This is a genomic window from Leminorella grimontii ATCC 33999 = DSM 5078 (genome assembly GCF_000439085.1).
In the GTDB taxonomy this organism is placed as follows: Bacteria; Pseudomonadota; Gammaproteobacteria; order Enterobacterales; family Enterobacteriaceae; genus Leminorella; species Leminorella grimontii.
In genome coordinates, this window is record NZ_AUUA01000003.1 from 204,669 (window position 1) to 229,474 (window position 24,806).

Consider the following 24,806-nt stretch of genomic DNA (forward strand, 5'->3'; position numbering starts at 1 on the left):
CCCCAGACAGTAGTGCGTATCTCTTTGTAGCAAATTAATTTTTAGACAGTTTTAATGCCTATTGGTTCCCCATGCATTCTTTTTTTCATCGTACGCTTGGTCCGGTCAATCACTTCGCCGGCCAGTTGACCGCAGGCGGCGTCAATATCGTCGCCGCGCGTTTTGCGCACGATAACCGTAAACCCATACTCCATCAGCACTTTAGAGAAGCGATCGACGCGACTGTTCGAGCTGCGGCCATAGGGTGCGCCGGGAAACGGGTTCCACGGAATCAGGTTAATCTTGCAGGGCGTATCCTTCAGGCATTCAGCCAACTGGTGGGCGTGCGTCATATCGTCGTTAATATGATCCAACATGACGTATTCCACCGTCACCCGCCCCTGATTGGCGTTGGACTTCTCCAGATAGCGCCGAACGGCCGCCAGGAACGTCTCAATATTATACTTACGATTGATCGGCACGATCTCATCGCGGATCTCATCATTCGGCGCATGCAGAGAAATCGCCAGCGCTACGTCTATCATATCGCCCAGCTTTTCCAACGCCGGCACTACGCCTGACGTAGACAGCGTAACCCTGCGCTTGGAAAGCCCAAAGCCGAAGTCGTCGAGCATGATTTCCATCGCCGGCACGACGTTGGTCAGATTCAGCAGCGGTTCCCCCATGCCCATCATAACAACGTTCGTAATAGGCCTTTGCCCGGCAATACGGGACGGCCCGATAATCTTGGCCGCGCGCCACACCTGCCCGATAATTTCCGATACCCGTAAGTTGCGGTTGAACCCCTGCTGGGCCGTTGAACAGAACTTGCACTCCAACGCACAGCCAACCTGGGACGACACGCACAGCGTCGCGCGATCGTCTTCAGGAATATAAACGGTTTCAACCTGCTGATCGCCTACCGCCAGCGCCCACTTGATGGTGCCGTCCGCCGAGCGCTGCTCGGTAACAACCTCCGGAGCGCGGATTTCCGCCACTTCATTAAGCTTATTACGCAGCGCCTTATTGACGTCCGTCATTTGCTCAAAGTCGTCGTGGCCAAAATGGTAAATCCACTTCATCACCTGATCGGCGCGAAACGGCTTTTCGCCCAGGGAGATAAAGAACTCCCTCATGGCCTTACGGTTCAAATCCAACAGGTTGATTTTTTCTGCGGGGCGCTCAGAAACAGCGAGATCGTCAGAAGATACGGAAACGGCGTCATTCATAAAAAGCAGGGGCCTCGTTATTACACATTATGGCGCTAGAAAATCTAGATATTCCAAAAAGACTAAAACTATCCCCTGCTCAAAGCCTATGGGCAGAGGGTTATGCCGTGGCATTGTACTCTCTTTGTTATTGTGTTGCCACGCACATTGGTTCAGGTTTGCCGCTGTCGGAACAAAAAAACAAAACCAGCGCTAAAAATCGCCGGTTTTGCATACTGACAGGCCAAATTAACGCGGTAAGTTATTGATACTCACCTTTCCTTTTTTAAAAACAGTGTGTTATTAGTCCTATCTTGGACAAATTTCGCTATCGCTAAAAAAGTAGGCAATTTCACGCTGCGCCGACGCGACAGAATCAGAACCGTGAACCGCGTTCGCCGTCAGGCCGTCTGCATAGTCAGCGCGTAGCGTGCCCGCCAGCGCGTTTGCCGGGTTAGTCGCCCCCATCAGGTCGCGATGGCGCTGTACGGCATTTTCTGATTCCAAAACCTGTACCATAACGGGGCCGGAAGTCATAAACGCCAACAGCCCGTCAAAAAACGGCTTCCCCTCGTGCTCGGCGTAAAACCCCGCCGCCTGCTCCTTGGTCAGATGCAGCATCTTGGCCGCAACGATAGTAAAGCCCGCATTTTCGAAGCGAGAATAAATAGCGCCAATAACGTTTTTGGCTACCGCATTAGGTTTAATAATTGAAAGGGTACGTTCCGTAGACATTTTCACCTCTGGACGGGTTTAACTGTGATTTAACAACGTCTTTTCGCCAGTGATTATACGGTGGGTGCATTAACTTGCCTATCTGGGCTTTAACATTTTTTTAAAGTTCATGAAGCAAATGCGATTCACTTGGCAAAAAGTCATTTTTTACGCCTCTTTACTTTCCCGTCCAAACCTATAGACGATGCGTTTACGCTGCGCTTAAAATACCGAACGATAACGATAACTATTTCATTCATCATTAAAGCAGCCAAGGAAGGATAATGAACGCCAAATGGCTCATAAAGCTATTCGCTTTACCGCTCACCCTGTTTATGGGATCGACCGGCGCACAAGAGACAAACGGCACAGCGCTTGCTGAGCTTAAAGAGATATACGAACTGGTTATGGACCCCAACCAAATGTTCAGCATTAGTAAAACGCTTGGACGTCTGGAAATCATCGAACCAACGATTCAAACCCACGATACCGCCGCGCTAGGAAAACTCCTCTTCTTACGCAGTTTCGTCCAAAGCAAAGCCAATAGGGACGAAGAGGCGCTGTCTGTCGGTCTCGAAGCCCTGAAAATTGACGACCAAACGCCATTTCTATCCGATGAAGACAAAGAGATCCTCATTCATTGGCTTACAGAGAGCGCCAAAAATGAGGGAAATTGGCAAACGGCCGTTGAGCTTTATGAAAGACGGCTCCCCTTAGCGGGCAAATATGACGAAGGGCAGCGGCTGGGCCTGCGTAGCGAAATGGCCTACTGCCTTCATGAAGCCGGGCGCTATGACGACGCCCGCGCGCAGAATGAAGATATCCTGACGCAGGGAGAAACGCTGTACGGTCAGGGCAGCGAAAGGCTTCTGTCGGTGATAACCAACCTTGCGCAAAACTTTTATATGTTAAAACAATACGATCGCGCTCAGGCGCTGCTTGAGCGCCGCCTCGCTATCGCAAAGGCACACAACGAAGAATGGGATATTGACGACAGCCTGTTCCAGCTAGGCGTTCTTGCCTTTGAGCAGGGGCAAAATGCCCAAGCCGAAAGCCTGATGAAACAGCGGCTGGCGCTGGCGAAAGAAAGCGGAGATGCCGACCGGATGATGGACGCGGAAGAAGCCTTGCAAATTCTCTATGAAAAAATGGGGCAACGCTAGAGTGTGTCCCATACACTTAAACGCTCAAACGCCCCTCTTTAAGAGCAAACCGCCGCGACGCCAACGCTTCAACCTCTCTGGGCTCATGGCTTACCAGTAAAATCGTTGTGGACAAGCGCCGCTGAATGTCCTGCAGGCACGCCCACAGGCGAGTGCGCAGCGACCAGTCCAGGCTGGAGAACGGCTCGTCCAAAAGCAAAAGGCCCGGCTCGGTCACCAGCGCACGGGCCAACGCGGCGCGCTGCTGTTCGCCGCCGGACAGCTGAGAAGGATATCGCCCGCCTAGCTGACCAATCTCTAGCCAGTCGAGCACCTCTTTACGCTTCTCTTTTCGGCAAGGCTGCCCGGCTGCGTACTGCGCCATTTTCAGATTGTTTTCGACGCTCAAAAAGGGAAACAGATACAGGCGCTGGTTTAAGTGGCGACAGGGGCGACGCCAGGCGGGAACGCTATTCACGCAGCCCCCACCAATGAGAATACTCCCTCGGTAGTCCACGTGGCCTGCAATGGCGTTAAGCAGCGTCGTTTTGCCGCTGCCGGAAGGACCGCTGATAGCCGTACATTCCCCGCGCACAGCCGTAAAGCTCACTGAGTCAAGCACGCCGCAGGACAGTTCGTTAACACTTAACATCGCTTTCCCTCCGAGGCGCTTTTTGTAAAAGGTGCAGCAGCAACAAAAGAAGAAAGGCGAAAAAGATCAGCACCAGCGCGCAGCCGATGGCAGGCGCAAACTCGCCGCTGGCGATGTTGAGATAGACGGCAATCGGCAGCGTTTCGGTTTTCATCCGGGTCGCCCCGGCCAGCATCAGCGTCGCGCCGAACTCGCCAAGCGCGCGGGAAAGCGCCAGCACACAGCCGCTGAGTAAAGAGCGCCAAATTAATGGCACTTCCACAAGAAGAAGCGTCTTTAGCGGCGTGAGGCCAAGGTTATAGGCGGTTTGAACGTAGGCCGTCTCAATCGACGCCAGCGCCGCGCTGGCGCTGCGTACGATAATCGCGCTAGCGACGTAGGTTTGGGCGATAACGATACCCAAAGGAGAAAACAGGCTTTGAGAAATCATCGGCGCAAGCTGCCCTACAGGCCCCTCTCGGCCCAACAGCAGCAGCAGGCCGATACCGACCACCAGCGGCGGTGTCACCATGGGTAAATCCAGCAGCAGGTTTAGCGCTCCCTTGCCGGGAATGCGCAGGCGCACCATCGCCCACGCCGCTGGCAGGCTAATTAGCGCGGCAAGCGCCAGAGAAATCAGCGACGTCAGTAAAGACAGCCCCAGCGCAAAGCGAATTTCAACGTCGGCCAGCAGAGCAGGCAGCGTTTCAAGATCGAGCTGGAAAAGCAGCGCACACAGCGAGCCAATGATAAAAAACAGCAGTGCCGCCAGCGGCAGCAGCGTTAGCCTGGCCACGAAGGGTCAGTTCGCCTTAACGGGCAGGTAGCCAAGGTCGGTAAACTGCTTAATGCCCTGCTCTGAAGCGAAGAAGTCCATCAGCGCTTTGGCTTCCTGTGGATGCTTGCTGGTTTTTAGCACCGCTATCGTCGCCACTTCTTCAGGCGTCCCTTCCGGAGAAGGCAGCATCAGGAGAGTATCCTGATTCTTAACCGCATCGGAGCGCCCGATAACGGCAGCGTCAACGTCCCCGTTCATCAGATAGACCAGCAGTTGCTTAATCGTCGTTGCCTGAACGACAATCTTAGCCTTCAGCGCCTGCTCGTGGCCGCTGGCCGCCAGCAGCTTGTCGCCGCTTTTGCCCAGCGCGATGGCCTTCGGGTCGCCCATGCCGATCTTCAAACTGCTGTTAGCCAAATCGGCCAGCGTTTTTACATCTCCCGTCACCGCCTTGCGAACCACCATCACCGGCGTATGCAGCACCAGCGGCGCGGAAGCTGAAACATCACCCTGTTGCTGCAGCTTTTCTACATAGTCAGCGGAGCCGGACAAAAACAGGTCACCAGACTTGGTCAGGTTAAAACGGGTAAGGATCTGCCCCGAACCGCCATACTCGATAGTCACGCGGTTGCCGGTTCGCTCTTCAAACCGTTTCACAACGGCCTCAACCGGCTGGCGCAGCCCGGCCCCGGCGTAAAGATGTAGCTCGGCGGAAAACGCCGTCAGGCTAAACGCGCCCAAAAGCGCGCCGAGCGTCCACTGTTTTAAGGTAGGCATAGGATTTCTCTCTGTTGTGTTAGCTATTTTTCGATATATATTAAATTACATAACGAAAGAGACTTCAATCCAAATGAGAAATCACTCCGGCGGGATGAAAAGGTAAAAGGAAATTGCTAGCTAAACTGAATGAGCCCTTTCCCCTCAGCGCCTACCCGCTCGTCAAACAGAGCGCTGAGGGCGTTGAATACGTCCCGCCAGCCCTCAACGTAGGACGTTCTGTCAACCAGCGCGCTAAACTCATCAACCCGACGGTTTGGGTAGCCCGCTTCAGGGCCTTTTTTGAACTCAATCCGGACGCAATCGCCAGCCGTTTCATAGTAAAGATAGAAGTCAGAACCCTGTTCGCAAAACCATATATGGCGGTATCCCTTATCGCCGCGGGAAACAGACGCAACGGAATCAATTATCTCGTCATGGCACACAAAAAAGTCGTATCCCAAGTCGAGCTCAATTATTTTCCCATCGCCAAAATCGATAGTGATGTCGCCGTTAACAAACTGGAGAAGGCTCTCCATATAAAACCAAAAGTCAGAGCACTCCATCTCTTGCTGGTCTAAATGTTCGTCCAGTTCGGGCGCTTTATCCCTAATGTTCAACGTAACGTTCATATATGTCTCCGTATTGGCTTAGGGCTATTCCAACACAAACCCGACGCTGCTCACCTGCCCGCCTTCGTCCAGCACACTGACCTGATATTTACCGGGATCGGACAGGGTTTGCACCATCGGCTTGTCCTCCTCGGTTTCCATCACCGCTTCGCCGTTGATAAACCACCAGCGCTTGCCTCGACCGCCCTGAGTATCTAACCGTAGATCCAGCGAAGGCGTACCCGGCAGCCGTTTAAGCACCGCATCCTGCTTCACGCCCAAAATCAGCAGAGGAGGGCTTGCGTCGTATCCTATCGGCGGGCACGCGTCGTCCCTTTCCGGCAGCCGGTTGGCGCGCCGCTCGGACGGGGGCAGCCAGCTTTCCAGCGCGATTGGCCACAGGGCAATGCGCCGACTAATCGCGCCGCTACAGTCGGCGGCAACCCGCTTGCCCTGCCCGTTGACCCAAAAGTTTAGCCAGCCGCCGATGCCGGTGTCCTGCCCTGGCGATGAGAGCGTCGGCGGAATGGTGCCGTCCAAAATCCAGGCCTGTCTGCGCTGCCGACAGTTGGGATCGTTCGCCGCCAGGCTCTGCCCCTGAGGCCAGCAAATCGTTGCGCGGCTGACGGTCACCGGTTTGGGATCTTTCGGCCAGCGCTGGGCGGCTGGCCCGGCCCGGTTAATCAACAAATGATTAATTTGATGAAGGACAGGCACCGCCGTCGCGTAGCCGAACTGCCCGGCTACCGGCGTCCCGTCCGGTCGACCAACCCAAACGCCGATCAGGTATCCGCCATTCATCCCCACTGTCCATGCGTCACGATAGCCATAGCTGGTGCCGGTTTTCCAGGCAAGCCCCGGCGAATCAGACAGCTGGCTGTCCGCCACCGGGCGAGCTTCCCCGGCCAGAATGCGGCGAACAATCCAGGCCGCCCCCGGAGAGATAAGGCGCCGTTCAACCAGCGGATCCTCAGGCCGATAGCGCAGCGCCGCCACTTTACCTTCGCGCACAAAGGCACTGTAAGCGCTGACTAACTGATCCATCCGCATGCCCGTCCCGCCCAGTATCAGCGAAAGGTTAGGGTCGCTGTTCATCGGGAAACGCAGCTCAACGCCGACGTTGCGCAGGTTGCCGGTAAAGCGCTTGGGCCCGTAGGCCTCCAAAATCTGTACGGCGGGCAGGTTCAGCGAGCGCGTCAGCGCGTCTGACGCGCTGACCGGGCCGCTAAAGCCGGTATCAAAGTTCCCTGGGCGATAGTCGCCGAACTGGCGAGGCACGTCCTGCAGCAGCGATTCCGCATGAATCAGCCCCTCGTCCAACGCCATCGCGTAAGCAAAGGGCTTGAGCGTCGAGCCCGGCGAACGCCAGGCGCTAATCATATCGACGTGACCGAAGCGGCTGTCGTCATTCAGGTCGACCGAACCGAGGTAAGCCTTCACTGACATAGTGGCGTTTTCCACCACCAGAATTCCCATCGAGGTATTGGCGGGCAGCTGGCTTTTCCAGCCCATTGCCATGTCTTCAAGCCGCCGCTGCAGCGAAGCGTCGATGGTGGAATGAATAACGTCGTCTTTGCTTTCCTCCAGCAGGCGTCGGGCCAACAGCGGCGCGAGCTGCGGCACCTGACGCTCGGCGAGCCAGACGCTTTCCTGCTTGATTTCACGCACCTGCTGCTCGCTCCACACGCCATACTCCTGCAGGCGATCGAGCACCTTGTCCCGCGCCTCCTGAGCCCGCTGGGGATAGCGGTCCGGGCGAAGCCGACTCGGCGCCTGAGGCAGCACCGCCAGCAGCGCCGCCTCCGAACGGGTCAGCTCTGAAGGCGGCTTATCCAGATAGGCCCAGCTGGCCGCGCCGATGCCCTGAAGCGTACCGCCGTAGGGCGCGCGGTTGATATAGATGGTGAGTATTTGCTCTTTGCTGTAATGCCACTCCAGCTGCAGCGTGCGAAACACCTGCCTGAGCTTGCCGGTCAGAGTTTTATCATGCGGCTCTATCAGCCTCGCCACCTGCATAGACAGCGTACTGCCACCGGAAACGACCCGATGGCTGGTGACGTTCTGCCACAGCGCCCGCAAAATCGACAGCGGATTAACGCCGGGATGAGAATAAAACCAGCGGTCCTCGTAGGTCAAAAGCGCCTCAAGATAGTAAGGGGACACTTGGTCTAACGAGACGGAATAGCGCCACACGCCCTCCGAGTCAGCAAAGCGCCACAGCGGACTACCGTCGTCCGCCACAACGACCCGCGCCGCCTGAACGTTAGGGTCCGGCAGCGGCCAAAGCCTGTCCGCGCACCACAGCGCCGCAGCGCTGAATGCGATAAATAGGGTAAATGCGACAAACAGCCTGCGCCAAAAGCGCAGGGTTTTCATGTGGGAAAAAAAGCGGATCAAAAGTAACCTGTCCGTAAACTCTAGTAACTCTAACTCGCTGAAGACGTCTAATGGCTGATGTTGAACACCAGCAGAGTCGACCGGAGGGAGAGTCTTCCGTTGGGGTCGACTTGGCGTAAGCCAACGAAGCGCCCCTAGGAAGGCTATGCCCGACGCTCTCCTAAGCTAATACAAGCGACCTTCCGGCCGAGCACGATGGTCATATAAGCACATCGTATTTTCGGCCGGAATATTCACTGAAGCCGATTAAAACTATCCATCAGCGGACGTTAAAAGGGCGATCGCTCGCCCTTTCTCCACATACCTTAACGGTTACTTTACTTCCAGCCGCCCCGGCGTCGAGCCAATTGCATGCCACTCAGGCTTGTACATCGACTCCACCTGAGGCGCAGGCACGCTGTAGCTGCCCGGCGTTACGGCGCGAACCAGATACAGCAGGGTGACCGGGTATTTTCTTGAACCGTTCACCTTCACCGCGGCCACGTAGCGGTCGTCGCGATACTCCTGATACTGGATTTCCGCGCTCTGCATTCTGCTCTGAAGCGACATCAGTTCGCCCGCGCTATCGGTCAGGCTGGCGCTGCTGTCGCCCAGATTCTGGTTTTCCAGCTCGAAACCGGCCGGCAGCAGATCCACCACCAGCGCGTCGTTAATCTGGCTGTCGGACCACAGGTTCAGATGCACCACCATCAGTTGACCGCTTTGAACGTTATTCAGAGAAACCTCTGACCCGTCCAGATTCAGGAAGCGACGCTCGATATAAAGCTTGTTGCTTACCGGCGCAGGCTGCTTGAGCGGATAGCCCACGACGTCGACGCGCGGATAAACCGTCACGTTGCCGGTGTTGCTCAGATTAATGCCCTGACCAAGCTGCCCCGCGTCAAAGAGGCGGCTTATCGGCTTGTCCTCTTCAAAGGCTTCTTTCTTCGCCCCGGTCATTTCGACTTCCCACTCGGCGCTTTGGCGCTTTTGCAGGTCGCGACCCGCCAGATAGACGGCGTTACGCTCCTGCGTTGACAGGTAGCGCTGGGCCACCAGCTCGTCGGACAGCGTCATCAGCAGACTGTCCTGCTGCTCCGGCTGCAGGCCGTACTCTTGCAGAAGCGCCAGGATCAGCGCGTTGTCGCGCACCGTACTGCCGTAGTCGCCTAACCAGACGCTGCCGCGAGGAGAACCGCCCATGGCGATGCCCTGGCTAATCGCCTGCTGCGCCTTCGGCATGTCGCCCATCAGCTGCAGCGCAACGCCAAGCTGCACCAGCGGCAGGCCGGATCTGGCTTCGGCTCGGCGGTCAAACAGCTGGCGCAGCGCCCCCAGCGGTGCCTGCTGCTGGCGAGCCAGCACCAAGCCTGCGTAGGCCTGCACGGCGAACTTCGCCGAGTTGGTCGCATCGGTGCTGCTGCCGTAGCGAATTTCCATCTGGTTGCGATCCTGCAGGTAGCGCAGCAGGCGCTGGTTGGCCTTATTCAGCGCCTCATCGCGCACCGAGTACCCCTGTTCGCGAGCGCGGGTCAGGAAGTCAGTGACGTAGGCCGTCAGCCAGTATTCTTCATAGCCTTCGCGCTCCCACAGGGAGAAACCGCCATTGTCTTTCTGCATGCCCAGCAGTCGCTCGATGCCGACGTCCACGTTGCGGCGGCGAACCTCATCGGTGTCGCTCTTGATGCCCATGGCGGCCAGCTGCGCCTGATTCGAGTACAGCGACGGGTACAGGCCGCTGGTAGTCTGTTCCAGACAGCCGTACGGATAGGCAAACAGTTCGCGGATATGTTGAGCAACGTTCAGAGGCGGCGTCGCCGTCAGCGTCATTTGCCCTTCAATCGTCGGCGTGGCCAGCCCTTGCAGAGCGTCCGGCGGCAGCGCCCAGCTTTCGCCAGGGCGCAGCGTCAGCGCATAGCCGTTGGTTTTCGCAGGCACTGCCGGGCGAACGGCCAGCGTCCAGTGGCGTTCAAACGCGGTCGACGGTTCGTTCGGCAGCACCAGGCCGTTAATACGAACGGTGATATCGCCCTGGCCGAAGCCGTGAAGCCCTTCAACCGGAATGCTCAGCGTTCTGCGCTCGCCCTTCGCCAGCTTAACGTCCTGCTTCGAACCGGACGTCAGCTTCACCAGACCTTTGGTTTCTATCGTGACGCTAAGCTTTTGCTCACCGCCGCTCAGGTTGTTTAAGTCCAAAGCCAGAATGCTGCGATCGCCACCGGCGATAAAGCGCGGCATGGAAAGCTCCGCGATCAGCGGCGCCGCCACGATAACCTTGCTTTCGGCGCTGCCGAACTCTTCATCGCTCCAGGCCTGCGCCATCAGGCGCAGCTCGCCGTTGAAGTCAGGGATCGGCAGTTGAATTTCGCCTTCGCCCTTATCGTCCAACGTAATAGGCACCGCCTGCTGGGCAACGATTTTCACCACCGTCACCGGCTTCTTGCCGCCGCGCGACAGCTTGTCGTCCTCGCCGTCGCCGCCGAAGCTCAGCTTGGCGGTTTTGCCCTTGCCTTCAATCAGCTGGCCGTAGATGTCCATCTGATCGACGCTGTAGCGCTTGCGGCCAAAGAAAGCGTCGTAAGGATCCGGCGTTTTAAAGTCAGTGATGTTAAGCACGCCGCTGTCCACGGCGGACAGAAGCACGTTGATGGATTTTGGCAGCTCGCCGTCCTTCATTGACGCCTTCACTTTCACCGTCAGCGTCTGGTTCGGGCGCATTTTCTCCGGCGAGTTCAATGCCAGTGAAATCTTGCGGCCTTCATCCATCAGCGGCAGGTGCAGCAGGCCGACTGCGCGCTTAGGCGTTGCCTGAACGGCCTTGTCACCGGGGCGAACCACCAGCGCGCTGAGGTACAGATCGTGACGCGTCCACTCGTCGTTAATCGGCACCTCAAAGTTTGCGCCGCCGACCGGAACGGAAATCTCTTTCCACCACAGCGGGCCATCGCTGGATTCCAGCATCAGATAGCCTTTACCCGCCGCCGGCGCCTCAACGTGCAGATTCACCTTCTCGCCGGGGCGATAGGCCGGTTTGTCAATCTTCAGCTTCACCTGATCGGGGCGCAGTGCGCCGCTGCCGTCGGTGTTGTCCTGCCAGCTATAGCCGGCCCAGAAGCGCAGGCTGGTCACTACGCCGCTGTGCGGATCTTCAACTTCTATGCGGTAAGAACCCCACTCGACCGGATAATTGACCTTCATCGTCTGCCCGGCGCCGATGGAAATCGTTTCCTGATTGATGACCAGATCTTTCTGATCGTAGCGAGAGCTCCAGCCGTCGCTGGCAGACCACTCCCAGTAGTAGTCGCGGCGCTCGCGAATAAGGCGAACGTTTAAACCGTTAGCCGACAGCTTGTTGCCCTTGACGTCGGCGTAAGCAATGTCGAAGCCGGCCAGGCTGTCTTCATCAACCATGTACTGCGGCTTATAGCTATTGGTCTTGTAGTCGTACATCTCTTTACGACTGAACAGCGGACGAACGCCCGGCATTTTATCCGCAGGCCAGATTGCCTGCTCGGCGCGGCGCGTGACGGGACGACCGCCTGACTCCATCAGGCTGGCCTGAACCATCACCTTCATCGGCGACTTGCTCTCACCCCAGCTGCTCGGCACCGTAACGCTGGTCATGCCCTCTTCGTCCAGCTTCAGGTTGAACTCGTCCAGCGAACGGCTGAGGTTGGTATCCAGCGCGGAACCGAACTCATAGCCGGGAAGCTTCGCCACTGCGTCCCGCATCGGGCGTAAATAAAGCTGCCCCTGCAGGCTATTGCCGGAGGCCGGCGCGCCGTACAGATAGCGGCCGGTGGCATCGAAGGTGATTTCCTGCTTGGGCGATACGGGCTCGCTTTCCACTGACTTCAGGTCCAGCGCCATGCGCTCGGGCATGAAGTCTTCAACCTTAAACTTATAGAAACGGGGCAGCGAGTCGCCCAGATTGATGCGCAAAGACCACTCGCCGGTCGGCGCGCCCTGCGGAATGTCATACTGGAACTGATAAAAACCGTTCTTTTTCGGCTGCCAGACAAAGCTGCGCGTCACCTGGTTATCGGGCTTCAGCACGTCCACTTTTACCGGCCTGTCCGGCAGTGCGGCGCCGTCGGCGTCACGCAGCAAGCCGTTAACCAGAAGCGTCTCGCCCGGGCGATACAAGTCGCGAGGTCCGAACGCAAAGAACTGGGTCGCAAAGCCTTCCGGCCCGGCGATATCGAATTCAGACAGATCCAGCGCCGCCTTGGACAGGTCGATCATGCTGGTCTGGCCGTCCTTGGTCGCCAACATTATTTTTGCCTTTTCCGCCCGAACGAGCTGAGCGTGGCCGTCAGAGTCGGTTTTCGCCTGCGTCAGCGAATTGCCCTTTTCGTCCAGCAGCTCAACCTTCACGCCGGAAATGCCTTCCCCGCCTTCCAGCGCCTGAGTAAAGACGTCATAGCGCTGATGGTAGCGGTGCAAAGAAATGCCGATGTCGCTTAGGGTAAACAGCGTCACGGGGTTACTGTAGTTGTAGGTGCCCGCTTCCTGCATCATGGCGATATATACGCCGGGCTGCTGCAGCGCCTTGATGCTGCCCAGCGGCAGCAGAATTTGCTCTCGCGTATTGCGCTGTGGGTTAAGATCGAAGCGGCCGGTATAGGCCAGCGTCGCCTTCTTCAGAAAATCCTGAGACTCCCAGTAGCCTTTCGCCCCGGTGCCGCCCCAGTCGGCCAGAAAGCTGGAGAGCATTTCAGGCTTGATACGGAAAAAGTTGACGTCGACCGCATTGACGTTAAGCGCAATTACCGGCAGGCCGGTAATCACCTTGCTCGGCAACAGCGATCCGCGGCTGGCGAAGCCGATGGAGGGCTCAATGTCCCGCGTCGTCAGCTTCTTTTGAAACTCGGAACCGAGAGAAGCGCCGTTCACGCCCGCGATGCCTTTATCAACGGTAAGAATCAGCTTGCGCGCAGGCTCCAGGTGACGAAGTCGAAGCTCCATCCGATTATCGGACAGCTCCCATGCGCCGTCGACCTTGCCGCTGGTTTCGTCAACCAAATGCAGCATCGAGGCAAACTTTTGATTCGCGGCAACGGGAATTGAGAACGTCACGACCATAGCGCTGGCTCCGTCCAGCTGGACTTCGGACGCATCAAGGATAGTAAACGCCTTTCCTGCGTAGCGCTCGGCGAGCTGCTGCTCGGGGGTTTTTGTTTCCGCCGAAGCGGCAACCGGTGCGGACGGCGCGGCGTAAAGCGGCGTCGATGAGAGGCTGAGGCATGATGCCAGCAGCAATCCTTTAAGCAACAAAAAATCAGAACGTCCCTGACGCATAAGCGATTCTCTCTGAAATGTTGGATTAGACAGCCAAATACTCGATATCTTATCACGCGATAAGGGGGCACGACATAGAGCATAGTATAATTTGCAGGCGGAATTTTAGCGGCGCGCGGAAGGCTGTTGATGATAAATGGAATCTTTACGTAACGTTTGAGAAAGCGCCGACGCTATCGCACAGGCAATCAACAGCGCGGGCAAAAGAGCATATTCTCCCGTTATTTCACAGATCATAAGCGTAGACATTATCGGCGCGTGCGTCGTCGCGGCAAGCAGCGTCGCCATACCGGCCAGCCCCAGCAAAATAGCCGTTTCTCCATCCCCAGGCAGCCAAAGACCGCACAGGCTGGAGAACAGCATTCCCACCGCCAGGCCGATAAACAGCGTCGGCGTAAAAACGCCGCCCGGAGCGCCAGAGCCGCTGCTAACCAACACCGCCAGCAGCTTACACGCAAAAATGCCCAGAAGCGTCAGCGTAAGCGGAGGCGACGATAAAAACGACTGCACGACGCTATAGCCATTTCCCCAAACGGCGGGCGTTAACAGCGACAGCCCGCCGACGATAAGCCCACCCAGCGCCAGCTGCAGCGGCGGCGGCAGCTTAAGCCGCAGGAACAGCTCATGGCTGCGCGCCATCAGCCAAATAAACGCGGGGCCGCAAAGGCCGGCAAATAGAGCAACCGCAAGAATAAGCGCGTAGTCGAGCGCTGAGAGGCTCTGTAAAGGCTGAACGTGATAAAGCGTCGTCGAGACGCCGCCGTCGAGCAGGACGGTGGTCAATAGAGCGACGACGGCAGCGACGACAACCGGCCCCAGAGAGGCCAGCATCAGCGTGCCAAAAAGAATTTCGGCGATAAACAGGCTGCCAGCCAGCGCCGCATGATAGGCGCTGGCCATACCGGCAGCGGCGCCGCAAGCGACCCAGAGCTTCCATTCCTGTTTGGGCGCAAATCGCTTAGCAAAACAGGAGGCAGCCAGCGCCGCTAGCAGGATCATTGCGCCTTCGCGCCCGATTGCGCTGCCGCTGCTCACCACCAGCAGCGAAGCCAATGATTTAACGATGCTGGCGCCGTAGTCGAACTGCCCGTCTCCGGTTTCCAGCGCTTCCATATAGTCGGTAGGCGCATGCGGACGCTGACGCGTATACCGCTGCCAGCCCCACAGCAACGCGCCCGCAGCAAGGCCGCCCAAGGCGGGCGTAATCAGACGGCGCCAGGGCGCCAGAGTGCTGGCAGCGAAAACCAGGCTGCCGCTGCCGTCAACAAACAGCCATTCCAACGCCAGCATGGCGTGGCGAAACAGCGCTACGGCCAAAGCGGCCAATACGCCAACCAGCGTCGCAATCAGCAGCCGACGAAGCGTGGCGTAGAGATCGGGATAAGAGAGAAGGCGGCGCATAGTTAAATAGCGAGGGCAAGAACGTAACGCGGCGCTCCGGAGTACAGAAGCGCCGCACCGTTGGCTAGCTTTCTTTGCTCAACAGCATTTGAGCCAGCGTTCTTACCCCCAGCCCCGTCGCCCCGGCGGACCACTGCTCGACAGCGCTCTTACGGTAAGTAGCCGAGCAGTCGATATGGATCCAGCCGCGCTGGTAGTTCTTCACAAAGTGGGACAGGAACGCCGCCGCAGTGCTGGCGCCGGCGGTGTAGGCGGCGCCCGCCACGTTGTTCAACTCGGCAAAATTAGACGGCAGTTGGCTTCTGTGGAACTCCGCCAGCGGCAGGCGCCAGAAGGGTTCGTTTTCCTCCTCCGCACAGGCCAGCAGTTCGCCTACCAGCGCATCGTCGAAGCTAAACAGCGCGTGATAGTCGTTGCCCAACGCCGTTTTAGCCGCGCCGGTCAGCGTCGCGCAGTCGATAATCATCTGCGGGCTTTGCGCCTCGGCGTCAATCAGGCCATCGGCCAGAACCAACCGCCCTTCCGCATCGGTGTTCATCACCTCAACGCTTTTCCCGTTACGATAGCGAATGATGTCCCCCAGCTTGAAGGCATTGCCGCTGACCATGTTGTCGGCGCAGCAAAGGAACAGCTTCACTCGGCTATTCAGGCCGCGCGCTATCGCCAGCGCCAGAGCGCCGGTAACCGTCGCCGCGCCGCCCATGTCGGACTTCATGGAATCCATAAAGGCGCTTTGCTTCAGGCTATAGCCGCCGGAGTCAAAGGTGATGCCTTTGCCCACCAGGCAGGCCATCACCGGTTCGTCCGAGTTGCCGGAAGGGTTATAGTCCAGAGACAGCAGCACCGGCTCGCGCTTGGAGCCGCGCCCGACGGTGTGAATGCCCATATAGCCCTGCTCGCGCAGCGCTTCGCCCTTGATAATCTGATAGCTAATAGCGTCGCCGGCAAGGCCGCAGAACAGGTCAATGGCGCGCTGAGCCAGGCGCTCCGGCCCCAGCTCCTCAGCCGGCATATTGATGGTGTCGCGCACCCAGTCAACGATTTTTAAACGTCTTTCAAGCTCTTCACGCTCATCGGCCGAAAGCGTCGGCCAAACGACGCTGCGCTCCCCCTTCGGCGAGCGAAACCCCTGCCAGAAGCTCCAGCAGCGCTCCAGATCCCAGCCGTCGCCGATCAATGCGACTTGGCGAATACCTTGCGCATCCAGCTTGCGGCCCGCGCGAGCGATGGCGCCCAGACGCCCTTCCCCGGTCAGGTGAATCGTCATGCCGTCGGCGTTCGCGCTCAGCAGCGCCTTCTCTCCCCAGACGGCGTCGGCAGGCTCATAGGACAGGCGGACAGGCATAGAGGTTGTTGTCATTATTTTCTCCGTTTTCTAATACGTTCTTTAAGACACAAGTTTTAAAACAATAAAAAGGCCGCGTCATGCGGCCTCATTAAATTTCAGCTAGTCGGCTTCGTCCAGCCAGACCAGCAAAATGGCTTCCAGAATTTTTTCATTCGAAGCGTTCGGATCGTCCTCAAACTCTTCCAATTCGCAAACCCAGCGGTGCAGGTCGGTAAAGCGAACGGTTTTCGGATCGACGTCGGGGTAGAGATCGTACAGCGCTTCGCCGATTTCGCGTGAATCTTTCCAGCTTAGGCTCATGCTCTTTTCCTTACGCTTTAGTGTTCGCGGGCGTGGTTAATGGTATAGCGCGGAATTTCGACCACCAGATCTTCATCCGTCACCTTCGCCTGGCAGCTGAGGCGGCTTTCGGGCTCTAGCCCCCACGCCTTATCCAGCATGTCATCTTCCAGCTCGCTGCTCTCGTCAAGGGAATCAAAGCCTTCGCGCACGATGCAGTGGCAGGTGGTACAGGCGCAGGACATCTCGCAGGCATGCTCAACCTCGATGCCGTTGCGCAGCGCCGCTTCCAGAATGGTTTCCCCTTCTTTCGCTTCAACCACTTTACCTTCCGGGCAAAGATCCTGATGGGGCAGAAAAACGATTTTAGGCATTGCTTAAACCTCATCTACAGAATGGCCCGCCAGCGCGCGGCGGATGGATGAATCCATGCGGCGCGCGGCGAAATCTTGAGTCACACGATCCAGCGTTTTAATAGCGTCTTCGATGGCGACAGGGGAATCCGCTTCGGCCACCGCCGACAGGGCCGATGCGGCGGCGTCGATCTCTTCTCTTTCAGCAGGCGACAGCAGGTCGCCGTCGCTGTTTAACGCCGCGTAGAGGCTCTCAAGCACGCGGGCAGCCTCGACTTTTTGTTCCGCCAGCCTGCGCGCGCCGTTGTCCTCTTGGGCATTGGCCATCGCGTCTTTAATCATGTTGGCGATTTCGTCGTCGGTTAGCCCATAGGAGGGCTTAACCTGAATGGACGACTGAACGTTGGTGGATTTCTCCATTGCGGTTACGCTCAAAAGCCCGTCCGCATCAACCTGATAAGTTACGCGGATGTGCGCGCCGCCCGCGGGCATCGGCGGAATGCCGCGCAGGGTAAAGCGCGCCAGCGAGCGGCAGTCGCTCACCATCTCGCGCTCGCCCTGCAGCACGTGCACCATCATCGCGGTCTGTCCGTCTTTAAAGGTGGTGAACTCCTGCGCTCGGGCTACCGGAATCGTGGTGTTGCGAGGAATAATTTTTTCCACCAGCCCGCCCATGGTCTCTATTCCCAGCGAGAGAGGGATGACGTCCAAAAGCAGCAGTTCGCTGTCGGGCTTATTGCCCACCAGAACGTCGGCCTGGATTGCCGCGCCGATGGCGACAACCCGGTCGGGATCGATACTGGTTAACGGAGTGCGTCCAAAAAATTCGCCCACCATCGCGCGCACCAGCGGCACGCGGGTCGAGCCGCCGACCATCACCGCTTCCAACACCTCGGAGGCGTCAACGCCCGCGTCTTTCAAGGCGCGACGGCAGGAAAGCAGCGTCTTTTTCACCAGCGGCGTAATCAGTTCATCAAACTGGGCTCGGCTCACCGAACCTTGCCAACCGCCGACGCTGATTGTCGCCGCGTCGCTTTGGCTTAGCGCGATTTTCGCCGCCGTCGCCGCGTCAAGCAGCTGGCGTTGAAGCCGGTGGTTCCCCTGCGGGCTGATGCCGCTCTGCTTACAAATCCAGTCGGCAAGCAGATGGTCAAAGTCGTCGCCGCCCAGCGCGGAATCGCCGCCGGTCGCCAGCACTTCAAACACGCCGCGGCTCAGGCGAAGAATGGAAATATCAAAGGTGCCGCCGCCCAGATCGTAAACGGCGATCACGCCTTCCTGTCCGGAGTCCAGACCGTAGGCAATCGCCGCCGCCGTGGGCTCGTTGAGCAGCCGCAGTACGTGCAGCCCGGCCAGGCGGGCCGCATCTTTGGTGCCCTGACGCTGCGCGTCATCGAAGTAGGCGGGAACGGTGATCACTACGCCGTCCAGCTCCCCGTCCAGCGTTTGCTGAGCGCGAGCGGCCAACGAAGTCAGCACGTCTGCCGATACCTGAATGGGGTTTATCGCTCCGGCGGCGGTCAGCATCATCGGCAGGCCGTTTTCCGTCGGTGCCATCCGGTAGGGAAGATTGGGGTAGCGCCGTTGGATATCGTCCAAAGAGCGGCCAATCATGCGCTTGACCGAGCTTAGCGTATTGGTTGGGTCTTCCGCCGCCTGCGCGCGCGCGTCCCAGCCGACGTCAATGCCGTCCTGCCGGTAGTGAACGACGGAGGGCAGCAAATGGCGCCCTTCTGAATCAGGCAGCGTTTCCGCCTGCCCGCTGCGAACCGTCGCCACCAGAGAATTGGTCGTCCCCAAGTCGATGCCCGCAGCCAAACGGCGCTGATGCGGGGCGGCAGTCATGCCCGGTTCGCTAATCTGTAATAAAGCCATGTTCAGTGTCCGTCAGATATCAAACAGTTTTTCTTCCAACTGCTCGACCTGTTGTGAAAGCCTGTCTAAAAAACGCAGTTTACGCACGGTATCCGCCGCTGCGGGCCAGCTCTGCGCGTCCAGCTCTTGCTTTAAGCGTTCGCTTCGAACGCGGCTCATTTCTTCAACCCGCTTGCGAAAGGCTGACAGGGCAGGCTCTGCGTCTTTGCTGCGCTCAATCTCGTCCAGCTCTTCGCGAAGCTCCAACTGCTCCATCAAAAACGCGGTATCGTGCATGGTTTGCTGTTCGTTTTTTACGTCTATCCCGTTAAGCAACAGGAGGTATTCTGCACGACGCAGCGGATCTTTCAACGTTTGATAAGCGTCGTTGACGGTGGCCGCATGTGAAACGGAAGCCAGGCGCTCGTTTTCAGGCGCCGAGGCGAAACGGTCGGGATGGTACTGACGTTGGAGTTCTTGATAGCGGGAGGAAAGAGCCTGGGTATCCACGTCAAAACGGACGGGAAGGTTAAACAGAGTGAAATAATCCATGACGTGTTCTAATGCTCTTTATCAGGCCGCGCGCTCTGATTCAGTCAGAAACGCGCGGCCAGTGGAGGTTAACAAATCAGTGCGTCATAAAGGACGCCGCCAGAGCGGTTAAACGTTGAAGCTTTCGCCGCAGCCGCACTCGCTGTTGACGTTAGGGTTGTTAAACTTGAACCCTTCGTTTAAACCCTCTTTGACGAAGTCGAGTTCGGTGCCGTCCAGATAGACCAGGCTCTTTTCATCGACGATTACCTTCACGCCCTTATCTTCGAACACGCGGTCTTCATCGTGCAGTTCGTCAACAAATTCGAGCACGTACGCCATGCCGGAGCACCCCGACGTTTTTACGCCCAGGCGCAGGCCTATTCCCTTGCCCCTGTTGGTTAAAAAAGTCTGAACGCGCAGTGCCGCGCTGTCGCTCATGGTAATCGCCATAACCAAACCTCTAATCGTTCTCGCTTATGCCCGCGGCGCTTCATGCCGCGAGCCGATATTATTTTTCACCGCGCTTGTTTTTATAGTCCGCAATCGCGGCCTTGATGGCGTCTTCCGCCAGAATAGAACAGTGGATTTTTACCGGCGGCAGCGCCAGCTCTTCCGCGATGTCCGTATTCTTGATGGCTTCTGCCTGCTCCAGAGATTTGCCCTTGACCCACTCCGTCACCAGAGAGCTTGAGGCAATCGCCGAGCCGCAGCCGTAGGTTTTAAAACGCGCGTCTTCTATAATACCGCTATCGTTGACTTTAATCTGCAATTTCATCACGTCGCCGCACGCCGGCGCGCCGACCATGCCGCTGCCGACCGTCGGGTCTTCGTTGTCAAACGAGCCCACGTTACGCGGGTTCTCATAGTGTTCGATTACTTTTTCACTGTAAGCCATGTTGTTACTCCTGCTCTTCTGGCGCAGGCTGCGGTTCTCACAGCCTGCAACCCGCATTTATTAATGATGAGACCACTCGATGGTGTTCAGGTCTACGCCCTGCTTGAACATGTCCCACAGGGGGGAAAGCTCGCGCAGGCGGCCGATGGACTTTTTCACCAGATCGATGGTGTAGTCGATCTCTTCTTCGGTGGTAAAACGCCCCAGAGAGAAGCGAATTGAACTGTGGGCCAGTTCATCATTTAGCCCCAGCGCTCTGAGTACGTAAGAGGGCTCAAGGCTGGCGGAAGTACAGGCGGAACCGGAAGAGACGGCTAAATCTTTCAGCGCCATCATCAGAGATTCGCCTTCAACATAGTTAAAGCTGACGTTTAGAATGCTGGCGACGCCCTGTTCCAGGCAGCCGTTTAAGTGCACTTCTTCAATGTCCTTCAGGCCGTTCCACAGGCGATCGCGCAGCGCGCGAATGCGAGGAATTTCGGTCGCCATTTCTTCTTTGGCAATGCGGTAGGCTTCACCCATACCGACGATTTGATGAACCGCCAGCGTGCCGGAACGCATGCCGCGCTCGTGGCCGCCGCCGTGCATTTGCGCTTCGATGCGTACACGAGGCTTACGGCGAACGTACAGCGCGCCAATGCCCTTCGGGCCGTAAATTTTGTGACCGGTGAACGACATCAGGTCGACTTTCAGCTGGGACAGATCGATAGGCAGTTTGCCCACGCTCTGGGTCGCGTCGACGTGGAAGATAATTCCACGGCTGCGGCACATTTCGCCGATGGTGGCGATGTCCTGCACGACGCCGATTTCGTTGTTGACGTGCATGATGGAAACTACGATGGTGTCTTTACGCATCGCCGCTTCCAGCTCGCCCAGGTCGATAATGCCGTTAGGCTGCGGAGACAGATAGGTCACTTCATAACCTTCACGCTCCAGCTGACGACAGGTGTCTAAAACCGCTTTGTGCTCGGTTTTGCAAGTAATGATGTGCTTACCTTTCTTCTGGTAGAAATTTGCAGCGCCTTTAATCGCCAGGTTGTCCGACTCTGTCGCGCCTGATGTAAACACGATTTCACGCGGATCGGCGCCGACCAGTTCGGCTATCTGGTTACGGGCAATGTCCACCGCCTCTTCGGCCTGCCAGCCGAAACGGTGCGAACGGGAAGCCGGGTTGCCGAAGATCCCGTCCAGGGTCAGATACTGCATCATCTTTTCAGCTACGCGCGGGTCAGCCGGTGTCGTTGCTGAATAGTCAAGATAGATAGGTAATTTCATTCTTTGCTCCGTACACTACTTCTAAATTAAATAATGTATCTATTTCCGCCCGTCATGCGCGCAGATTAATTTTTTTTGACTCATCGTAATCGCGACGAGAGGGAACGACCGAACTTTGGCTATCGCCGTTTTGACGATCGGCGACTTCCAGTATTTCTTGATTCTTGACCAGCTCAGACAGCGTGATCTCATTAAGGAAGCTGCTGATGCGTTCGCTTAAGTCGTGCCACAGCGTATGGGTCAAGCAGCGCGTGCCGCTCTGACACCCGCCTCGGCCAAGGCAGCGAGTGGCGTCAACGGACTCGTCGACCGCGCTAATCACTGAACCTACGGCAATGTCTCCCGCGTCTTTACCTAAAAGGTAGCCGCCGCCGGGACCGCGTACGCTGGTCACCAGCCCGTTCTTGCGCAAGCGGGAGAACAATTGCTCAAGATACGACAAAGAAATCCCCTGACGCTCGGAGATATCGGCCAGAGGGACAGGTCCATCTTGTGAATGCAGCGCCACGTCCAACATGGCGGTAACGGCATAACGACCTTTAGATGTCAGTCTCATTGGTATTGCCCATCTGTGTGTGAATATGCAGATAGTTTGGCATTCCCAACTATTTCAGTCAACTATTTACTTGACTATTTTAGTCAACTATTAGCTTCGTTGCATGAACGCTGATGTTTCATCCAAAACCCGCGGAAACAGGGGATTGGTCGATATTGTCATACCTATTGTAACAAGTTCGAAAGGGGTATAACGAGCATTATTTATGCCTATTTCTCGCATCGGGCGTTTCAATAGCGCTTAAAATCCCCCGCAGGATGTTCAATTCCTGACTTTCGGGGCGAGCGCGGTTAACAAAACGGCGCAGCTTGTTCATCACCTGCCCCGGATGCGCGGCGCGGATAAAGCCGATGTCCAGCAGCACCTTTTCCAAATGCTGATAGAAACGCTCGAGATCGTCTGCCGGCGGGTAGGCAACGTCGTACACCGGCTCGGGCAATCCGCCTTCCTGCGCGGCCAGCCACGCCATGCGGATTTCGTAAGTCATGATCTGTACCGCCATCGCCAGATTCAGCGAGCTGTAGTCCGGATTGGTCGGTACAGAGACGTGATAGTGGCACTTTTGCAGCTCTTCGTTTGTCAACCCCACCCGCTCGCGGCCAAATACTAGCGCAACCGGGGAAGCGGCGGATTCCTGCATCATCTTCACGCCGCATTCGCGCGCGCTCAGCATCGGCCACGGCAGCGTACGCGAACGCGCGCTGGTGCCAACGACCAAGCGGCAGCCCTCCAGCGCGTCGTCCAGCGAATCGACGATGGTCGCGTTGCCGATAATTTCGCTAGCGCCGGCGGCGAGCGCAATGGCCTGGGAGTCTGGAAGCACCAACGGGTTTACCAGATAGAGATTGGTCAACCCCATGGTTTTCATCGCCCGGGCGGCCGATCCCATGTTGCCGGTATGGGAGGTTTCCACCAGCACGATGCGAATGTTCGCCAGCGAGTCGGGCGTGCTGGCGTCTTGATTACAAATCAGATCTGACATAAAAAGTTGCTCACGTTATAGCCCTAAAGCGCCGCTTCAAATTCAGCGCGGTTCCAGAGCCCAAAAAATAGATGCTCACTCCAATATCCTACGCCGGCAGGGCATCCATCGTCACTGCGATCGTAATCGGCATTCAGATTGAGCATGCTGAGAGGAACCAGCTCTAAACCGGCAGAAACTTCACCCGCATGGCGTAGCTGCTCTACCGCTTCATCAATATTATCTGAAAGCGCATCAACCGCTATGCCCGTAAAAAAACAGCGAGATAGTTCGTCGTTAACGCTTTGCTTAAGCGCGCTTTCATCAGCGGCAGTCATCATGTCCAACTCAATAGTTTCGAGTAAAAGATGGCTATCACGATGCGCCTCAAGAAAGGCAAGAGCGTCGTCGATTTCTTCGGACAGATAGGGCGCTTTGTCCCCCACTGCCGCATTTAGGATGGTAAAAAATTTTTTCAATCGCAGGAAGCCTGTCTCAAAATCGCTGCTAATAGCATATAGCTTCGTCTTTTTATCTTCAGGTTCCTCATCAAAACCATCGGAGACTAATGAAGGACACAGGATAGGATCGCCTGACATTAAGATACGGAAGGAAAGGGGCACGCAGTATCCCCACTCGGAAAGGCCTGAAATAGTTTCCGGGCGATCCGCATAAGATGTAGGTCGATTGCTAAGACTATAAAGATAAGATCGGTTTGCCATATGAATTGCTCCCTGCGAAATAATGTCATTGAGGGACGGAAATATACCATCTTCCTTCCCCGTTGTATCACACATGATGCTCGGGAAAGCGTTCGCCATTATCTTATCCTGACGTTACCACGCATTATTTCATTCTGTTGGCGTAGGTTAAGAACGACGGCGATAGTGAGAATGGAGAATGAATGATAGAAAAGCCGAAAAGAAAACGCCGCTCAAAAAACGCGCCGCCGATTGCAGGGCGGCTACATGTGGTGATACACTACGCGCCGCTTTTTATATTCGTTCTTTAACATCTAGTGGAAGATACCCATGCATCCAATGCTGAATATCGCCGTACGCGCTGCGCGTAAGGCCGGTAACCTGATAGCCAAGTTTTACGAAACGCCCGACGCCGTCGAAGCCAGCCTGAAGGGCAACAACGACTTCGTTACTAACGTCGACCGCGATGCAGAACACCTGATCGTTGAGGTTATTCGCAAAGCCTATCCTCAACACACCATCATCAGCGAAGAGCGCGGCGAGATTGTCGGCGAAGACAAGGACGTGCAATGGATTATCGACCCACTGGATGGCACCACCAACTTTCTTAAGCGTTTACCCCACTTCAGCGTTTCCATCGCCGTGCGCATCAAAGGCCGCACGGAAGTCGCCGTCATTTACGATCCGATGCGCAACGAACTGTTTACCTCGACCCGCGGTCAGGGCGCCCAGCTCAACGGCTATCGCCTGCGCGGTTCCAACGCGCGCGACCTTTCCGGCACCGTTTTAGCCACCGGCTTCCCGTTCAAGCTCAAGCAGCACGCGCCGGCCTATATCAACATGGTGAGCAAACTGTTTACCGAATGCGCCGACTTCCGCCGCACCGGCTCCGCCGCGCTGGACCTGGCCTACGTCGCCGCAGCCCGCGTGGACGGCTTCTTTGAAATCGGCCTCAAGCCGTGGGACTTCGCGGCCGGCGAGCTTATCGTTCGCGAATCCGGCGGTATCATCACCGACTTCGTCGGCGGCCACAATTTCTACACGTCCGGCAACATTGTTGCGGGTAACCCGCGCGTGGTTAAAGCGCTGCTGGCCAACGTTCGCGACGAGCTGAGCGACGCGCTGAAGCGTTAATAAAGAATCGGGCGGGAAA

Annotated in this window: 22 protein-coding genes; 2 read left to right on the forward strand and 20 right to left on the reverse strand. The window is 56.9% G+C overall.

Going from position 1 to position 24,806, the window contains the following annotated elements; genetic code table 11:
- Positions 1 to 41: 41 nt before the first annotated feature.
- Both rlmN and ndk read right to left on the reverse strand, forming a co-directional pair.
- Positions 42 to 1,208: a dual-specificity RNA methyltransferase RlmN gene (gene rlmN, locus G544_RS0107855; protein WP_027274082.1), complete on the reverse strand. Its 1,167-nt coding sequence runs from the start codon at positions 1,206 to 1,208 to the stop codon at positions 42 to 44.
- 288 nt (positions 1,209 to 1,496) lie between these two features.
- On the reverse strand, positions 1,497 to 1,922 hold the full coding sequence (gene ndk / locus G544_RS0107860) for a nucleoside-diphosphate kinase (RefSeq protein ID WP_027274083.1): 426 nt from the start codon (positions 1,920 to 1,922) through the stop codon (positions 1,497 to 1,499).
- A 263-nt stretch (positions 1,923 to 2,185) separates the two neighbouring features.
- On the opposite strand from ndk, the gene G544_RS21290 reads away from it, so the two are divergent.
- On the forward strand, positions 2,186 to 3,064 hold the full coding sequence (locus G544_RS21290; protein ID WP_027274084.1) for a tetratricopeptide repeat protein: 879 nt from the start codon (positions 2,186 to 2,188) through the stop codon (positions 3,062 to 3,064).
- Between the two features lie 16 nt (positions 3,065 to 3,080).
- Here the strand turns inward: G544_RS21290 and G544_RS0107870 are convergent, their stop codons facing one another.
- The 18 genes from G544_RS0107870 to G544_RS0107955 form a co-directional block, all read right to left on the reverse strand.
- Complete coding sequence (locus G544_RS0107870) at positions 3,081 to 3,695, reverse strand: ABC transporter ATP-binding protein (protein WP_027274085.1); 615 nt, start codon at positions 3,693 to 3,695, stop codon at positions 3,081 to 3,083.
- Positions 3,682 to 4,470, reverse strand: a complete 789-nt coding sequence (locus tag G544_RS0107875) for an ABC transporter permease (protein WP_027274086.1) — start codon at positions 4,468 to 4,470, stop codon at positions 3,682 to 3,684. The genes G544_RS0107870 and G544_RS0107875 overlap by 14 nt, the downstream gene beginning before the upstream one ends.
- A gap of 6 nt (positions 4,471 to 4,476) precedes the next feature.
- Positions 4,477 to 5,229: a molybdate ABC transporter substrate-binding protein gene (gene modA / locus G544_RS0107880; RefSeq protein WP_027274087.1), complete on the reverse strand. Its 753-nt coding sequence runs from the start codon at positions 5,227 to 5,229 to the stop codon at positions 4,477 to 4,479.
- 116 nt (positions 5,230 to 5,345) lie between these two features.
- Positions 5,346 to 5,840, reverse strand: a complete 495-nt coding sequence (locus G544_RS20210; protein ID WP_051155634.1) for a hypothetical protein — start codon at positions 5,838 to 5,840, stop codon at positions 5,346 to 5,348.
- A 24-nt stretch (positions 5,841 to 5,864) separates the two neighbouring features.
- Positions 5,865 to 8,195 (reverse strand): peptidoglycan glycosyltransferase PbpC, encoded by a 2,331-nt coding sequence (gene pbpC, locus G544_RS0107890; RefSeq protein ID WP_051155635.1) that lies wholly within the window; start codon positions 8,193 to 8,195, stop codon positions 5,865 to 5,867.
- A 333-nt stretch (positions 8,196 to 8,528) separates the two neighbouring features.
- Positions 8,529 to 13,496 (reverse strand): alpha-2-macroglobulin, encoded by a 4,968-nt coding sequence (locus tag G544_RS0107895; RefSeq protein WP_036023596.1) that lies wholly within the window; start codon positions 13,494 to 13,496, stop codon positions 8,529 to 8,531.
- 105 nt (positions 13,497 to 13,601) lie between these two features.
- A complete protein-coding gene (clcB, locus tag G544_RS0107900) occupies positions 13,602 to 14,897 on the reverse strand; it encodes a voltage-gated ClC-type chloride channel ClcB (RefSeq protein ID WP_027274090.1) in 1,296 nt (431 codons plus the stop codon).
- Between the two features lie 64 nt (positions 14,898 to 14,961).
- The gene (pepB, locus tag G544_RS0107905; protein WP_027274091.1) at positions 14,962 to 16,257 is read right to left on the reverse strand and encodes an aminopeptidase PepB; all 1,296 of its coding nucleotides are present in this window, start codon (positions 16,255 to 16,257) and stop codon (positions 14,962 to 14,964) included.
- A gap of 87 nt (positions 16,258 to 16,344) precedes the next feature.
- On the reverse strand, positions 16,345 to 16,545 hold the full coding sequence (iscX, locus tag G544_RS0107910) for a Fe-S cluster assembly protein IscX (protein WP_027274092.1): 201 nt from the start codon (positions 16,543 to 16,545) through the stop codon (positions 16,345 to 16,347).
- Positions 16,546 to 16,562: 17 nt separating this feature from the next.
- Entirely contained in the window at positions 16,563 to 16,898 is a 336-nt protein-coding gene (gene fdx, locus G544_RS0107915) for an ISC system 2Fe-2S type ferredoxin (RefSeq protein WP_027274093.1), read from the reverse strand.
- A gap of 3 nt (positions 16,899 to 16,901) precedes the next feature.
- Positions 16,902 to 18,752 (reverse strand): Fe-S protein assembly chaperone HscA, encoded by a 1,851-nt coding sequence (gene hscA, locus G544_RS0107920; protein WP_027274094.1) that lies wholly within the window; start codon positions 18,750 to 18,752, stop codon positions 16,902 to 16,904.
- A gap of 12 nt (positions 18,753 to 18,764) precedes the next feature.
- A complete protein-coding gene (hscB, locus tag G544_RS0107925; RefSeq protein ID WP_027274095.1) occupies positions 18,765 to 19,283 on the reverse strand; it encodes a co-chaperone HscB in 519 nt (172 codons plus the stop codon).
- A 108-nt stretch (positions 19,284 to 19,391) separates the two neighbouring features.
- Positions 19,392 to 19,715, reverse strand: a complete 324-nt coding sequence (gene iscA, locus G544_RS0107930; RefSeq protein ID WP_027274096.1) for an iron-sulfur cluster assembly protein IscA — start codon at positions 19,713 to 19,715, stop codon at positions 19,392 to 19,394.
- Positions 19,716 to 19,773: 58 nt separating this feature from the next.
- Entirely contained in the window at positions 19,774 to 20,160 is a 387-nt protein-coding gene (gene iscU / locus G544_RS0107935; protein WP_027274097.1) for a Fe-S cluster assembly scaffold IscU, read from the reverse strand.
- A gap of 60 nt (positions 20,161 to 20,220) precedes the next feature.
- On the reverse strand, positions 20,221 to 21,435 hold the full coding sequence (locus G544_RS0107940) for an IscS subfamily cysteine desulfurase (protein WP_027274098.1): 1,215 nt from the start codon (positions 21,433 to 21,435) through the stop codon (positions 20,221 to 20,223).
- 52 nt (positions 21,436 to 21,487) lie between these two features.
- On the reverse strand, positions 21,488 to 21,991 hold the full coding sequence (gene iscR / locus G544_RS0107945; protein ID WP_027274099.1) for a Fe-S cluster assembly transcriptional regulator IscR: 504 nt from the start codon (positions 21,989 to 21,991) through the stop codon (positions 21,488 to 21,490).
- A 199-nt stretch (positions 21,992 to 22,190) separates the two neighbouring features.
- Positions 22,191 to 22,973, reverse strand: a complete 783-nt coding sequence (gene trmJ / locus G544_RS0107950) for a tRNA (cytosine(32)/uridine(32)-2'-O)-methyltransferase TrmJ (protein ID WP_051155636.1) — start codon at positions 22,971 to 22,973, stop codon at positions 22,191 to 22,193.
- Positions 22,974 to 22,996: 23 nt separating this feature from the next.
- Positions 22,997 to 23,773, reverse strand: coding sequence for a DUF7822 domain-containing protein (locus G544_RS0107955; protein WP_134388986.1), 777 nt, complete (start codon positions 23,771 to 23,773; stop codon positions 22,997 to 22,999).
- A 210-nt stretch (positions 23,774 to 23,983) separates the two neighbouring features.
- Here G544_RS0107955 and suhB point away from each other — a divergent pair, with 210 nt between their 5' ends.
- Positions 23,984 to 24,787: an inositol-1-monophosphatase gene (gene suhB, locus G544_RS0107965; RefSeq protein WP_027274102.1), complete on the forward strand. Its 804-nt coding sequence runs from the start codon at positions 23,984 to 23,986 to the stop codon at positions 24,785 to 24,787.
- The last annotated feature ends 19 nt before the right edge of the window (positions 24,788 to 24,806 follow it).

Bases quoted from the DNA above. Each gene is read 5' to 3' on its own strand.
- rlmN (WP_027274082.1), bottom strand. From the start codon at position 1,208: ATGAATGACGCCGTTTCCGTATCTTCTGACGATCTCGCTGTTTCTGAG.
- ndk (WP_027274083.1), bottom strand. From the start codon at position 1,922: ATGTCTACGGAACGTACCCTTTCAATTATTAAACCTAATGCGGTAGCC.
- G544_RS21290 (WP_027274084.1), top strand. From the start codon at position 2,186: ATGAACGCCAAATGGCTCATAAAGCTATTCGCTTTACCGCTCACCCTG.
- G544_RS0107870 (WP_027274085.1), bottom strand. From the start codon at position 3,695: ATGTTAAGTGTTAACGAACTGTCCTGCGGCGTGCTTGACTCAGTGAGC.
- modA (WP_027274087.1), bottom strand. From the start codon at position 5,229: ATGCCTACCTTAAAACAGTGGACGCTCGGCGCGCTTTTGGGCGCGTTT.
- G544_RS20210 (WP_051155634.1), bottom strand. From the start codon at position 5,840: ATGAACGTTACGTTGAACATTAGGGATAAAGCGCCCGAACTGGACGAA.
- pbpC (WP_051155635.1), bottom strand. From the start codon at position 8,195: ATGAAAACCCTGCGCTTTTGGCGCAGGCTGTTTGTCGCATTTACCCTA.
- G544_RS0107895 (WP_036023596.1), bottom strand. From the start codon at position 13,496: ATGCGTCAGGGACGTTCTGATTTTTTGTTGCTTAAAGGATTGCTGCTG.
- clcB (WP_027274090.1), bottom strand. From the start codon at position 14,897: ATGCGCCGCCTTCTCTCTTATCCCGATCTCTACGCCACGCTTCGTCGG.
- pepB (WP_027274091.1), bottom strand. From the start codon at position 16,257: ATGACAACAACCTCTATGCCTGTCCGCCTGTCCTATGAGCCTGCCGAC.
- iscX (WP_027274092.1), bottom strand. From the start codon at position 16,545: ATGAGCCTAAGCTGGAAAGATTCACGCGAAATCGGCGAAGCGCTGTAC.
- fdx (WP_027274093.1), bottom strand. From the start codon at position 16,898: ATGCCTAAAATCGTTTTTCTGCCCCATCAGGATCTTTGCCCGGAAGGT.
- hscA (WP_027274094.1), bottom strand. From the start codon at position 18,752: ATGGCTTTATTACAGATTAGCGAACCGGGCATGACTGCCGCCCCGCAT.
- hscB (WP_027274095.1), bottom strand. From the start codon at position 19,283: ATGGATTATTTCACTCTGTTTAACCTTCCCGTCCGTTTTGACGTGGAT.
- iscA (WP_027274096.1), bottom strand. From the start codon at position 19,715: ATGGCGATTACCATGAGCGACAGCGCGGCACTGCGCGTTCAGACTTTT.
- iscU (WP_027274097.1), bottom strand. From the start codon at position 20,160: ATGGCTTACAGTGAAAAAGTAATCGAACACTATGAGAACCCGCGTAAC.
- G544_RS0107940 (WP_027274098.1), bottom strand. From the start codon at position 21,435: ATGAAATTACCTATCTATCTTGACTATTCAGCAACGACACCGGCTGAC.
- iscR (WP_027274099.1), bottom strand. From the start codon at position 21,991: ATGAGACTGACATCTAAAGGTCGTTATGCCGTTACCGCCATGTTGGAC.
- trmJ (WP_051155636.1), bottom strand. From the start codon at position 22,973: ATGTCAGATCTGATTTGTAATCAAGACGCCAGCACGCCCGACTCGCTG.
- G544_RS0107955 (WP_134388986.1), bottom strand. From the start codon at position 23,773: ATGGCGAACGCTTTCCCGAGCATCATGTGTGATACAACGGGGAAGGAA.
- suhB (WP_027274102.1), top strand. From the start codon at position 23,984: ATGCATCCAATGCTGAATATCGCCGTACGCGCTGCGCGTAAGGCCGGT.